General features: G+C 68.7%; 15 protein-coding genes. 7 read left to right on the top strand and 8 right to left on the bottom strand.

All coding sequences use genetic code 11. The annotated features are described in order from the left end of the window. Positions 1-31 precede the first annotated feature (31 nt). From BKA25_RS21010 to phnE, 4 genes are all read left to right on the top strand, one after another. Complete coding sequence (locus BKA25_RS21010) at positions 32-685, top strand: phosphonatase-like hydrolase (RefSeq protein ID WP_069847268.1); 654 nt, start codon at positions 32-34, stop codon at positions 683-685. Between the two features lie 272 nt (positions 686-957). Beyond that, positions 958-1,911, top strand: a complete 954-nt coding sequence (locus BKA25_RS21015; protein ID WP_069847266.1) for a phosphate/phosphite/phosphonate ABC transporter substrate-binding protein — start codon at positions 958-960, stop codon at positions 1,909-1,911. Continuing rightward, a complete protein-coding gene (phnC, locus tag BKA25_RS21020) occupies positions 1,908-2,696 on the top strand; it encodes a phosphonate ABC transporter ATP-binding protein (RefSeq protein WP_069847264.1) in 789 nt (262 codons plus the stop codon). Before BKA25_RS21015 ends, phnC begins: the two co-directional genes overlap by 4 nt. Before the next feature lie 29 nt (positions 2,697-2,725). Then, positions 2,726-4,438, top strand: coding sequence for a phosphonate ABC transporter, permease protein PhnE (gene phnE / locus BKA25_RS21025; protein WP_069847259.1), 1,713 nt, complete (start codon positions 2,726-2,728; stop codon positions 4,436-4,438). Positions 4,439-4,768: 330 nt separating this feature from the next. Here phnE and BKA25_RS21030 read toward each other — a convergent pair whose 3' ends face one another. Continuing rightward, positions 4,769-5,293, bottom strand: coding sequence for a helix-turn-helix domain-containing protein (locus tag BKA25_RS21030; protein ID WP_069847257.1), 525 nt, complete (start codon positions 5,291-5,293; stop codon positions 4,769-4,771). Between the two features lie 83 nt (positions 5,294-5,376). On the opposite strand from BKA25_RS21030, the gene BKA25_RS21035 reads away from it, so the two are divergent. After that, a complete protein-coding gene (locus BKA25_RS21035) occupies positions 5,377-6,279 on the top strand; it encodes an alpha/beta hydrolase (protein WP_236750516.1) in 903 nt (300 codons plus the stop codon). A gap of 39 nt (positions 6,280-6,318) precedes the next feature. Further along, the gene (locus tag BKA25_RS21040) at positions 6,319-7,182 is read left to right on the top strand and encodes a CPBP family intramembrane glutamic endopeptidase (protein ID WP_084642624.1); all 864 of its coding nucleotides are present in this window, start codon (positions 6,319-6,321) and stop codon (positions 7,180-7,182) included. A 29-nt stretch (positions 7,183-7,211) separates the two neighbouring features. Here BKA25_RS21040 and BKA25_RS21045 read toward each other — a convergent pair whose 3' ends face one another. Then, entirely contained in the window at positions 7,212-7,694 is a 483-nt protein-coding gene (locus tag BKA25_RS21045; RefSeq protein WP_236750514.1) for a MarR family winged helix-turn-helix transcriptional regulator, read from the bottom strand. A 69-nt stretch (positions 7,695-7,763) separates the two neighbouring features. On the opposite strand from BKA25_RS21045, the gene BKA25_RS21050 reads away from it, so the two are divergent. After that, positions 7,764-8,279, top strand: coding sequence for a hypothetical protein (locus BKA25_RS21050; RefSeq protein ID WP_069853339.1), 516 nt, complete (start codon positions 7,764-7,766; stop codon positions 8,277-8,279). Between the two features lie 549 nt (positions 8,280-8,828). Here BKA25_RS21050 and BKA25_RS21055 read toward each other — a convergent pair. From BKA25_RS21055 to BKA25_RS21080, 6 genes are all read right to left on the bottom strand, one after another. After that, complete coding sequence (locus tag BKA25_RS21055; protein WP_069847253.1) at positions 8,829-9,749, bottom strand: Vgb family protein; 921 nt, start codon at positions 9,747-9,749, stop codon at positions 8,829-8,831. 138 nt (positions 9,750-9,887) lie between these two features. Next, the gene (locus tag BKA25_RS21060) at positions 9,888-10,616 is read right to left on the bottom strand and encodes a class I SAM-dependent methyltransferase (RefSeq protein ID WP_069847251.1); all 729 of its coding nucleotides are present in this window, start codon (positions 10,614-10,616) and stop codon (positions 9,888-9,890) included. 41 nt (positions 10,617-10,657) lie between these two features. Next, positions 10,658-11,251: a hypothetical protein gene (locus tag BKA25_RS21065; protein ID WP_069847249.1), complete on the bottom strand. Its 594-nt coding sequence runs from the start codon at positions 11,249-11,251 to the stop codon at positions 10,658-10,660. Positions 11,252-11,354: 103 nt separating this feature from the next. Then, on the bottom strand, positions 11,355-11,582 hold the full coding sequence (locus BKA25_RS21070; protein WP_069847247.1) for a hypothetical protein: 228 nt from the start codon (positions 11,580-11,582) through the stop codon (positions 11,355-11,357). Continuing rightward, a complete protein-coding gene (locus BKA25_RS21075) occupies positions 11,579-11,956 on the bottom strand; it encodes a hypothetical protein (RefSeq protein WP_069847246.1) in 378 nt (125 codons plus the stop codon). The genes BKA25_RS21070 and BKA25_RS21075 overlap by 4 nt, the downstream gene beginning before the upstream one ends. Further along, a complete protein-coding gene (locus BKA25_RS21080) occupies positions 11,953-12,174 on the bottom strand; it encodes a hypothetical protein (RefSeq protein ID WP_069847244.1) in 222 nt (73 codons plus the stop codon). The genes BKA25_RS21075 and BKA25_RS21080 overlap by 4 nt, the downstream gene beginning before the upstream one ends. Between the last annotated feature and the right edge of the window lie 61 nt (positions 12,175-12,235).

The raw sequence follows: 12,235 nt of genomic DNA on the forward strand, positions 1-12,235 counted from the left end.
GATCATCGCCACCCGCTAGCAAGGAGCCATCGTGATCGAACTCGTCGCACTCGATATCGCCGGAACCACCGTGGCGGAGGGCGGTGCGGTCTATCGGGTGCTCGCCGAGGTCGTCGCCGACCACGGCACGCCCGCCGCCCCCGCCGAGATCCAGCGGTGGATGGGCGCCGACAAGCGGGCGGCGCTCGCGGAGCTCACCGGCGATCCGGATTCCACCGAGCGGTTGCACGACGAGTTCGTCGCGCGACTGCGCGCCGCCTATGTCGAGACGCCGCCGAAGCCGGTTCCCGGTGTGCCCGAGGCGCTGGCTCTGCTGCGCGAGAAGGGCATTCGGGTGGCCCTGACCACGGGTTTCGATCACCAGGTGACCGATCCGCTGTTGGCGGCCATCGGTTGGCGGGTCGGCGATCAGCTGGACGCCGTGGTGTGTGCCGACGACGTGGCCGCCGGGCGCCCCGAGCCGCACATGATCCGGCGGGCGATGGAGCTGACCGGGGTCACCGACCCGCAACGGGTGCTGGCGGCGGGCGACACCGTGCTGGACATCCGCGCGGGCCGGGCCGCCGAGGCCGCGCTGGTGGTCGGGGTGCTCTCGGGTGCGCAGAGCCGATCCGAACTGGAGCCGGAGAACCCGACGGAGATCCTCGCCGACGTGTCGGAGATCCCCGCGCTGTTGCAGCTCTGAACCGGGGCGCGCTCCGGCGACGGCGACACATGTGAACAGGCACTTTCCGTGGCCGGGATTCTGCATCGTCGAGGATCCCGGCCGCTGCTTTCCACCGGTGGCGCCCGCCTCGGTCCGGTTTCGGAATCCGGTGGTCACGTCGAACTTGTGGCTGCCTGTTCACTCCGGCGCCACTTCGACGAGAAGTTGTAGAGACAACATGAGTGGAGTCTTGCGTTATCGGCCGACGAGCCACGTCACCGACATTCCGCCACCGCTCTGGAGTTCAGCGCATGAAGCACCTGACCCGATCTCGCCGGGCGGCCACCGCAGCGGCTGCCTTCCTCGCGGCAGCGGCCGTGACCGGTTGCGGCGCCAGCGCCGTCTCCGACGACCCGGCAGGCAACCCCGCCGATCCGGACACCCTGGTCTTCGCCGCAGTGCCCGCCGAGGAGTCGTCCAGCCTGCAGCAGAGCTACGACGCCGTGATCGCGATGTTGGAGCAGGAGACGGGCAAGACCATCGAATTCCGGCAGGCAACCGACTACGCCGCCGTGATCGAGGGGCAGCTCGCCGGGCAGGTGCACATCGCGCAGTACGGTCCGCTGTCCTTCGTGCTGGCTCAGAGCGAGGGCGCGCAGGTCAGCCCGGTCGGCGCCTATGTGGACGCCGAGGGCGACGACCCGGGTTACGTCTCCTACGGCTTCGCCAACCCCGATGCGGGCATCGAGTCGATCGAGGACTTCGCGGGCCGCACGGTCTGTTTCGTCGAGCCGAACTCGACCTCCGGCTACCTCTATCCCAGCGCCGGACTGATCGAGGCGGGCATCGACCCGGAGGAGGACATCACCGCCGTCTACGCGGGTTCCCACGACGCCGCCGTACTGGAGGTCGCCGCGGGCCGCTGCGACGCGGGTTTCGCCTTCGACTCCATGGTCGACAACCAGCTCATCGACTCCGGTGACATCGCCCCCGGCGACATCGAGAAGGTCTGGAAGTCCCCGATCATCCCCGGTTCGCCCGCCGCGATCAGCGACCAGCTGGCGCCGGAGTTGCGGGAGACGCTGAGCACCGCCTTCCGGGAGAAGGCCAACAGCGACTACCTGCTGGCGAACGGGTTCTGTGAGGGCGACTGCCCTATCGGCGACGAGGACGCCTGGGGCTACGCGGCCGTGGACGACTCGACGTATGAGCCGGTGCGCGAGGTCTGCGACGTCACCCAGAACCAGAACTGTCTCGAAGGATGAGTGCCGCAGCGGAGCCCGCCGTCGTCCTGGACGGCGTGACCAGGCGATTCGGCGCCGACGTCCTCGCGCTCGACGAGGTGTCGCTCACGGTGGCGCCGGGTGAGGTCGTGGTCCTGCTCGGTCTCTCGGGCTCGGGCAAGTCGACACTGCTGCGTCACGTCGACGGCCTGCAACAGCCCAGTTCGGGCACCGTCCGCACCCTGGGCACCGATGTCGGCGTCGCCCGGGGCGGCCGGCTGCGCGAGCTGCGGCGGCGGGTCGGCTTCGTGTTCCAGCAGTTCGACCTCGTGGGCAGCCGGACGGTGCTGGAGAACGTCTGCACGGGGGCGCTCGGACGGCTGCGCGGGCCGCGCCTCGGGTTGGGCACCTATCCCCGGGCGCTGCGCCGGGAGGCCCTGGCCCATCTCGACCGGGTGGGGTTGGCCGACCGCGCTTTCCAGCGGGCCGACACGCTGTCCGGTGGCCAGCAGCAGCGGGTCGCGGTGGCGCGGGCGTTGATGCAGCAGCCGGAGATCCTGCTCGCCGACGAACCGGTCGCCTCGCTGGACCCGGAGTCGGCTCACCAGGTGATGGAGTTGCTGCGCACCATCAGCCGGGAGAACTCGCTGACCGTGTTGTGCAGCCTGCATCAGGTCGATCTTGCCCTGAACTGGGGTGATCGGCTCGTGGGGCTGCGTAATGGTCGGGTGGTCCTCGACCTGCCGACGAGCGGCCTGGATCGCGACCAGGTCATGTCCGTCTACTCCCGTGTCGGTGCCGACGCCGGGCTGTCCCCCACCGCCTGATCCGGTCCGGCCGACTCGAAAGTGCCCTGATGCCTGTTCCCTCCGTGCCTTCCGCGCCGAGTGCCACCCGGTTGAACACACCTCCATCGGCAGGCGCCGTCGCGCCGACGCTGGTTCTGTTGGCGCTGCTCGGCCTCGGGGTGTGGGCGTTCGCCGATCTGCGGATCAACGTCGCGACCTTCGTCGACGGCGCCGCGAACGCCGCCCGGTTCGCCGCGCGGGTGTTCCCGCTGGACTTCCCGCCGTTGCTGGAGATCCTGGCTCTCTGTGGACAGACCCTGGCGATCGTCGTTCTGGCCACTCTGCTGTCGGCGCTGCTGTCGGCCCCGGTGGCGCTGCTGGCCGCCGCCGACACCACCCCCAACAATGCGGCCAGGATGGGGGCGCGGGCGCTCATCGTCGTCGCCCGCGCGGTGCCCGATGTGGTGCTGGCCATCGTGTTCGTGCGGGTCTTCGGCATCGGCTCGATCACCGGCGTGCTCGCGATGGGCCTGCATTCGATCGGCATGGTCGGCAAGCTGTATGCCGACGCGATCGAGCAGAGCGACCCCGGCCCGCCCACCGCGCTGCGGGCGACCGGCGCGACCCGGCTGCAACGGATCACGGGGGCGGTGCTGCCGCAGGTGTTGCCCGCGTTCGTCGCGGTCGGCCTGCACCGCTTGGACATCAACCTGCGGGTGTCGGTGGTGCTCGGTTTCGTCGGGGTCGGCGGCATCGGCTTCGCCATCGCCGAATCGCTGCGAGTACTGAACTACCAACGCGGCATCGCGCTGGCGCTGATCGTGTTGGCGCTGTGCATCGCGGTGGAGGTCGTCTCCGGCGCGATCCGCACCGCGCTACTCGGCCGGGCGGCGGCCGGTCCCCGCCGGGGCATCACCGGCGCCCTCGGCCGACTGGTGAAGCCGAAGCAGCAGGTCGTGGTGTCCGCGGACCCGAGGGAGCGCTCGGCGGCCGCGCTGGCCGAGGGACGAGTGACGCCGCCGTGGCGGATGCGCCGTCGAGGAATCCTGTATGCCGTGGTCAGCACGGTGATCGTCGTAGCATCGATCGCCGGGGCAGGCATCTCGCCGCTGGCCTTCTTCGAAGCACTGCCCCGGATTTTCGAGGTGCTCGGCCAGTTCCTCCCGCCGCAGACCGGCGGCATCCTGCCCACGCTGCTGGCCGCGCTGTGGGTGACGGTGAAGATCGCGCTGGCCGCGACGCTGATCGGCGTCGTGCTGTCGATCCCGATCGGCGCGCTCGCCGCCGCCAACGTGGCCCCGAATGCGCGGGTAGCGCGGTTCTTCCGCCTGATCATCCTCATCATTCGCGGGATTCCCGAGTTGATCCTGGCGATCGTCTTCGTCGTCATCACCGGACTCGGCGAGGTGGCGGGCGCGGTCGCCTTGGGCATCGGCGGGATCGGCCTACTCGGCAAACTCGTCGCCGACTCCTTGGAAGAGGTCGACCCCGGCCCGGAACGCGCACTACGGGCGACCGGGGCAGGCCGACTCCAGGTGTTCCTCGCCGCCACCGTGCCCGCAGCGGGCAAGGCGCTCGTCGGACACGCGCTTTACCTGCTGGACACCAACATCCGCTCCGCGACCCTGCTCGGCATCGTCGGCGCGGGCGGCATCGGCTTCTACCTGCTCAACGCCGCCCGAGTCCTGGACTTCGGCGTCGTCACCACGGTGCTGATCCTGATCTTCGCCACGGTGATGCTGGTCGAGCTGCTGGCGATGTGGCTGCGGAGTCGGTGGTGAGAGGAGGCGCCTCGCATGGGCGGGGCGCTTCCTGGAGGCGACGATCGGCGGCTTGCTGCGAAACACCCCCGCGTGCGCGGGGCGGATGGCGTGATGGTCGAGCCCGACCGAGCGGAAGCAGAAACACCCCCGCGTGCGCGGGGCGGATTTCGCGTTGCACCGCAGGATCACCGCCGCCGGGGAAACACCCCCGCGTGCGCGGGGCGGATACTTGTTGACCTGGGGTTCTACCGATCAGTAACCGAGTTTTCGACCACTTGGATTTCGAGTCTATCGATCAGGAGCCCCGACCAGAGCAGCACAGCCACCCTCAGCCGCCCCGCCAAGTCATCACACCGGCTTATCGGGCACCGCAACCAGACTGATGACGTGCCGGGTGCGCCCCTCGCCGGGCTCGTTACGGCGTTCGACGGCTGCTTCGAGTTCTTCGACGAGTTCGGTGTATTCCTCGTCGGTGACCCAGACGACGCCCTGCCGGTAGAGCAGGTTCTCCTGCGCGGGTTCGGTGTCCTCGCGGCTCAGGTAGCGGTCGAAGTCGCCGATCAGGGCGCCGCTGAAGACGGCGAAGGCCTTGCGGTGGTCGTCCTTGGTCATGGTCTCGCGGACGTCGCCCTCTATGCGCGCCTTCTCCTGCCGAACGCGGTAGCTGCGTTCGACGGTGCCGCGGACGGGTCTTTCCCGCACAACCTCCAGGATCTCGGCCTGGGCGAGCGCGGCGACGTGCCGGTACATCGTCGCCGCCGGGATATCGGGCAGCCGTTCGCGCAGCTGAGCGGTGGTCAGCTCATCGTGACCCAACAGGGTTTGCAGGATGCGCAGCCGAACTGGGTGGAGAAGAAGATCCGCGGTCGCCATGGCTACATGTTCTCACATCTGATAACGTTCTCGCCATTGAGAACATTCGCACGTCAGGGAGCGGAACGTTGTACGACCTCGATATGACGATCACGGCAGACGACGGCACCGCGCTGGCAGGCACCCTGTCGCTGCCCATCGGACCGGGTCCGCACCCCACCGTCCTGCTGTTGCACGGCTCCGGTCCGCTGGACCGCGATGGCAACGCGGCGAAGCTCAGGTCGAATATCGGCCCGGAGCTGGCCACGGCCTTGGCGGCCAAGGGAATCGGCATGCTGCGCTACGACCGGCGCGGCGCGGGCGCCACCCCCGGCGACTGGCAGCGCACCGGCTTCTACGACAACCGCCGCGATGCCGCCGCCGCGATCACGGCGTTGGCCGCGCATCCCGACGTGCGCACCGATTCCATCGGCGTCATCGGCCACAGCGAGGGCGCCCTGCACGCCATGGCTTTGGCCGCCCAGGACGAGGTCCGCGCCGTGGTGTTGCTGGCCGGTTTCGCCGGAGTGGGCGAGGACGCCCTGCGTTGGCAGGCCCGTTCGGTGATCCAGGGCATGCCCGCGCCCGTGCGGCTGCTGCGCCGTCCGGCCGAGGCCCTGCTCAACCGGGTTCTCAACCGCCTCAAGAACTCCACCACCGACGTGGTCCGGATTGCGGGCGCCCCGATGAACGCCCGATGGATGCGCGAGATGCTCACCCACGACACCCGCAAGGACCTGGTGGCCGCCAAGGCCGAGGTCCTCGCCATCACCGGCGACAAGGACATCCAGGTCGATCCCGCCGATCTGATCGCGATCGAACGGCTGGTGCCCGGCGCCGTCGAGATCCACCGCAGCCCCGACCTCACCCACATCCTGCGCCGCGATTCGGGCACACCGAGTTTGCGGTCCTACCGCCGACTGTTCGGCGAGCCGGTCGACCCCGACCTGCTCTCGCTGGTCGGCACCTGGTTGCGCGAGCGACTGACCGCTACCCCGAACGCCTGATCCACTCCCCCAGCACTATCCGAGAAGGAGCACTTCGGCATGTCCACGTCAGCTTCGAACACCGGAAAATACAGCGGCGATCTCGTGTTGTTCATGGCGATCGCCTTCGTCGTGAGCTGGGCGTTGTGGGGAGTGGCGATCGCGATGGGCGGGCCCGCGGTGAACCCGGCCGCGACCCTGCCCCACCTGGTGGGGGCGTTCGGCCCGGCGATCGCGGCACTGGTGATCCGCATCCGCCGAGGTCGACGCGGTGAACCCGTCCCCGAACACGCGGTGCGCTCCCGATTCAAGACCCTGGGCTGGGTGCCGGTGTTGATGGTGCTGGCCTCGGCGACCGTGCTGTCGGGCGGCCTGCTCGCGGGCGTGTCGGGCAGTGCCCCCATGCCCAGCGTCGACACCGCGATGGCCGTGTTGACCGCGCAGAGCCCGGTGATGTTCCTGGCCATGATGGTGATCTCCGGCCCGCTGGCGGAGGAACCGGGCTGGCGCGGCACCGCCTACCCGAGGATGCGCGCGTCGATGAGCCGCCTCCAGATCGGTCTGGTGCTCGGCACCATCTGGGCGGTGTGGCATCTGCCGCTGTTCTTCATCGCCGGAACCGTCCAGTCCCAGCTCGGCCTGGCCACGCCCAGCGGCGTGCTGTTCGCGGTCAGCTCCATCCCGATGGCGATGCTGTGCTGCTGCGCCTACGAGCGGGCCGGCGTCGTGGCCTCGGTGGCCGTGCACTTCGCGGTGAACCTGACGATGGTCCTGACGAATGTGCAGGCTCCCGTCACCCTGGCGCTGATCATGGGAATTCAGGCGATCGTCGTCGCGATCCTGCTGGCCACGGGCAAGGACAAGGCCGCATCGGGAGCCCCGGCCGCGACCAGCGACGAACCGAAGGTCGCCGAGAACGCCTGAGCAGGTCGGCCAGCTCGCCCGCCGTTCGACTAGGACTCACCGGCCGATCCACGCCGCGTTGTCCGGGTCAGTTCCCGGGTCTGTTCTTGAAGGATGTCGATCGTGCGGGTCACGTAGTCCGCGATGAGTTCCTGCTCCGCAGGCGAGTAGCGCGCCACCATGGCCTGCATCGCCGTGGACAGGCCGCCGAAGATCTCCCCGAAACCTTCCCGGCCCCTGCCTGCCACGCTGATCACCACGCGGCGGCGGTCGGCGGGGTCGGGGGTCTTCGTCACCAGGTCCAAGCGTTCCAAGCGATCGACCATGCCGGTCACCGCTCCCGGTGTCAGACCGATCAGTGTCGCCAGTGCCCCCGCCGAAAGTGGGCCGTGGGCGCCGATGACCCCCAGCGCCCGCTGATCGACCGCGCTGACTCCCAGGTATGACCCGACCGCCTCATGGAACGCGACCACCGCCGTACTGAGTTCACGTCCCAACGCAGGCCCCGGATCGCCGTCTTCTCCTCGCGCCACCAAATCAGTATACCGAGCTAAATATTTCGGTACGCTGAAGTAATTCGTGCTGCGATGGGAGGGCTCTCGATGAGTACGGCACTGCGTGGTGAGTTCAGGTTGGCGTTGGAGGTGCCCGGCTGGGCATGGCGGTTCTACCTGCGTCATTTCCTGCCGATCGTCGGGTTGTCGCTGGTCGCCTCGGTGCAACGGCTGATGGTGGTGAACTGGGCGGAGCAGATCCCGACCGCGGCCGTGGTGGCCTCGGAGATCCTGGTGCTGGGCGCGCGGCTGCTGCTGTTCGTGGTGCTCTGGCAGTTGGCCATGCGCAACACCGCGTGGCACTGGGACAACCTGTCCGAGTTCGCCCGGCTGCATTGGCCGAGCCTGCTGATCCAGGGCGCACTGCTTTCGGTGGCATTCCTGGTCTTCGACCTGCTCGCGGAGAACGTCGTGGCGGGCTTACTGGCCGAGGAAACCAGGTCGACCTACCTCGCGGTGCTGCTGTTCGTGAAGAACCCGACCGTCATCGCCTTCACCTTCGTCTGGTGGGTGGGGCTGGCGCGTCAGATGCTGCGCACGGCCCCCGAGAAAACCCCGGCCTGAAGCGCGGCCGTCTGGGTCTCGCGCGCACCAGGATGCTCGGTCTGCGGTGGGCAATCCGGCATCACGCGCGCGATCGATCGATTCGAGGGACACCCACCGCGCGCCGCCGGGGCCGGGCGCGATGCCATGCGGTTCGGATCCGGTGGACAGTTCGTCGCTTCGGATGTCGTCATCGCGGGCGAATGCACCGCCGCAGCTCTCGGCTAGCTCGAGCAGGGGAACACCCCCGCGTGCGCGGGGCGGATCCCGTCGGCGTGGTACCTGACCGTCAAGGGGCAGGAACACCCCCGCGTGCGCGGGGCGGATATTATCGTAGAGGTGGCAGCGTGAAGCACACAGGGAACACCCCCGCGTGCGCGGGGCGGATACTTGTTGACCTGGGGTTCTACCGACCGGTAACCGGGTTTTCGACCACTAAGAATTCGAGTCTAGAGATCGATCGACGCCGCGACCACACCGCCACCGTCGCACCCGACAGACCGCCCGCCCCGCGACCAACGGCCCTCGAAAGCCCGCCAGCCCCATCACATTCACCACCCGAACAAAACCTCAGCGACCAGACGTACGTTCTCCCGACGGCGTCACGCGCGCGATCGCGCCAGCCTCCAGTGCGATCCAGAGCCCACCGTCGGCGCCGAGCGCGATGCCGTGTGGTTCCGGCTTGTCGGCGGGAAGGTCATAGCTTCGGATAGCGCCCTCATGATCGATTCGACCGGCCCGTCCCGCGCCCCATTCGGTGAACCAGCAGGCCCCATCGGGCCCGGCGGTGATGGCATGGGGCCGGGCGTCGCGGTCGGGCAGTGGAAACTCGGTGATGGCTCCATCGACGGTGATCCGACCGATCTGGCCTGCGATGATCTCGACGAACCACAGTGCGTCGTCACTGCCCCGCGTGATGCCGACCGGCCCCGCGCCCTCGGTCGGCAGCGGGAAGACGGTCACCTCGCCGCCGGTGGTAATACGGCCGATGGCGTTGGCCTGGTTCATCGTGAACCACAGCGCGCCATCCGGGCCTGCGACGATCATGGAGGGAAAGGTGCCGGTATCCGGCAGCGCGAACTCGGTGATCTCGCCCGCGGGGGTGATCCGCCCGATTCGGTCGGTGTTCATCTCGGTGAACCACAGCGCGTCGTCGGGTCCGACCGCGAGGCCGTAGGGCGCGGAGTCCGGGGTGGGCAGCTCGAATTCGCTGATGTCGCCGTCGGTGGTGCTGCGGCCGATCCGATTTCCGTGCAGCTCGGTGAACCACAGGGCATCGTCCGGCCCGGCGACGATGAGCGCGGGCCCGGCGGTGGCGGAGTCCAGGGCGTGGGTGCGTTGAGTTCCGTCGAGCGCCATCCGACCGATCCGCCCCTGGTGGACATGGGTGAACCACATCGCGCCGTCCGGACCGGCCGCGGTCGCATAGGGCCCCTCGCCGGGCTCCCCCGCCGGAAACGCCACGATCGTCACATCAGGGCCGTTGGTCATGCCGGACAGTAAAGCCGCCGGACCCTACGGGCGCGAACGCATTTCGCGCCCGTAGGTCCCGTTGCTTCGCCCCGACCGCGTCTCAGGCGGCTCCGGCAAGCCACTCGTCACCGGAGCCGCAGAGCCAAGAAGCAGAGATCACTCGGCTTCGAGCACGAAGAACAGGAAGCTCGGCGCGGTCTCCAACAGGTAGAACACGTCGGGGAACAGCTCGCGCCCGGCTTCGTCAGGCTGGGGTTCGCTGATGCGCGCGATCCGGAAGCCCGCTGCGGTGAAGTCGTCGGTCATCTTGTGGAGCGGCCGGTTCCAGAAGGCGAGTTGGATGGTTGTGCCGCCCATCTCGAACTCGCCGACGTCGCGGTAGACCTCGAAGTAGTTGGGCCTGTGCCCGGACATCCGTTGGATGCAGTAATCAGCCGTCGGGTGATTGACCGAGGCGATGAGTCGCCCGCCGGGTCGCAGCACGCGCCGCAGTTCAGCGAGTGTCGGCCCCCAGTCCTTCAGGTAGTGCAGGGACAGCGAGGCGATGACGTCGTCGAATTCGCCGTCCGCATAAGGCAGTGGCTCGGCGAGGTCGTGGACCCGCAGGTCGACGTCGTCCCCGAGCCGTTTCCTGGCGATCTCCAGCATCCCGGCGCTCTTGTCGAATCCGCTCACGAGGGCGCCCCGGTCGCGCAGCTCCTTGCTGAGCGGGCCCGCACCACAACCGGCGTCGAGGATCTTGCGTCCGGCCACGTCGCCTGCCAGCCGCAGGGTCGCGGGCCGTTCGTAGTAGGCGTTCTCGAGGCTGCTCTCGTTCTCGGTGTTGTATATCTCGGCGAAGCTGTTGTAGTTGTTCACCTGGTCGGACTCGGGGATCGACGTCATACAGACGATCTTGGCAGTCTCGGCTGAGCCAAGTCTGTCGATCAGAATTCTCCGGACACCGCAAGGTGTTCTGGCAGCGTGGCCGGGCCCGATAACGAGGCCAGCAGACAGCGGTTGCAGGGCGCACCGCAGCCGGGGGCGAGTTGTTCGAGGTCCTCGCCGAGCCGGAACAGCGCGCCGCACCGGGCCGTCATCGTGGTGGCGGATAGCCCGCTGTCCTCGACGATGTGGACGTCGATGGTGCCGCGTCGCCGGACGAACAGCCGGAAGTCGGAGCCGACCGGTTCGATGGCGGGTTCGTCCCAGATGATCGCCTGACAGTCGGCGCAGTCGACGACCTCGGCGGGCACGCCCGGCAGCATCTCGGCTGGCGGCGGCCCGATGGTCAGCGGGATTCCGCAGAGCGAGAAGGCCTGTTCTCCGGCGCTGGGCAGGGTTTCGCCTTCGTCGACGAACACGGCGTGCCGCTGGCAGACGATGCCGACCTCGGGCAGCGTGACCTGGTCGATCAGCAGCGGGTCGGTGGCGCGGAGGGGTTCGTCGGGGTTCGCGGTGGGTTCGACGACCGGCTCGGATGCCGGGATCGCGGGCTCGGCATTGCTGCCGTGTTGGTCGCCGGGTGTGCGGTCGGTCATCGTCGGTCTCCCGCCATCGCCAGGACATAGGGCCGAATCCGCGCCGCCCGGCGGAGAAATCGTGCGGTGATCTGACTGCGCCGCCGGGGCTGGGGAAGAGTGGTCACGAGGCACGCACCAGGGTGAGAGCGGGCGAGGCGAGGAGCCGCAGACAGTCGGGGCAGCGTTGATCGTCGTAATAGCACTCGTGGATCGGCGACCGATTGAGCGCGACGAACCGCGACCGCCCGCACATCGGGGAGACGACCACCGATTCGGCCCGGTAGTCGGCTCGACCGTGGTGTGTCTCGCCTGGGCGCACCGCGCGGACGAACCACTCGACCGGCCTCACGACGGCCTCGCCGCGAACTCGGCTTCCCGCACCAGCCGGAGGAGTTCGGGTAGCTGGCGATCCTCGATCACCCAGCGGCCCAAGGAACCGAGCCGATTCAGGACGGACAGCTCCAGACCGTGACCCACATGCCGAAGCTGGAGTTGGTTCGGCTCGGTATGCCGCATCGCCGCCAGCCTCGCCATGCCGCGCTGTTCCACGGTCGTGAGGAACAGCCGGGCATCGCGCCGGGCGAGTTCGGTGCTCACGGTCGATCTGGTGCCGCGCCCGCCATCGAAAACGAGGACCCGACCCTCATAACCGACGGCCACCCGCACCGCATGCCGCACACACCGGTGAATCCAGTGGGCGGGCACCGATCCCATCACGATCACCGGGCACCCCCAGCTGGAAGCGGCGTGCGGGCACCAACGCGAAACTCCTCCTGCATCGCCGCCGCCTCGGCGGCACAGCGAGCCAGGATCGACGCGGCCGAGACCGTGCGGGGCCGCCGATGCCGGGCCGGATCTGGGGAAACGGGCCGGTAGCTCCACACCGTGAGGACCGCGCCGAAGACGACGAGCAGAACGCCGGTCAGGACGAGCGCGGTCATGAGGCACCGCCGGGACGAAGCCAGCAGTAGCGCTGGGATCGAACTATCTCTTGCTCTTGCA

It is taken from the genome of Actinoalloteichus hymeniacidonis, assembly GCF_014203365.1.
In the GTDB taxonomy this organism is placed as follows: Bacteria; Actinomycetota; Actinomycetes; order Mycobacteriales; family Pseudonocardiaceae; genus Actinoalloteichus_A; species Actinoalloteichus_A hymeniacidonis.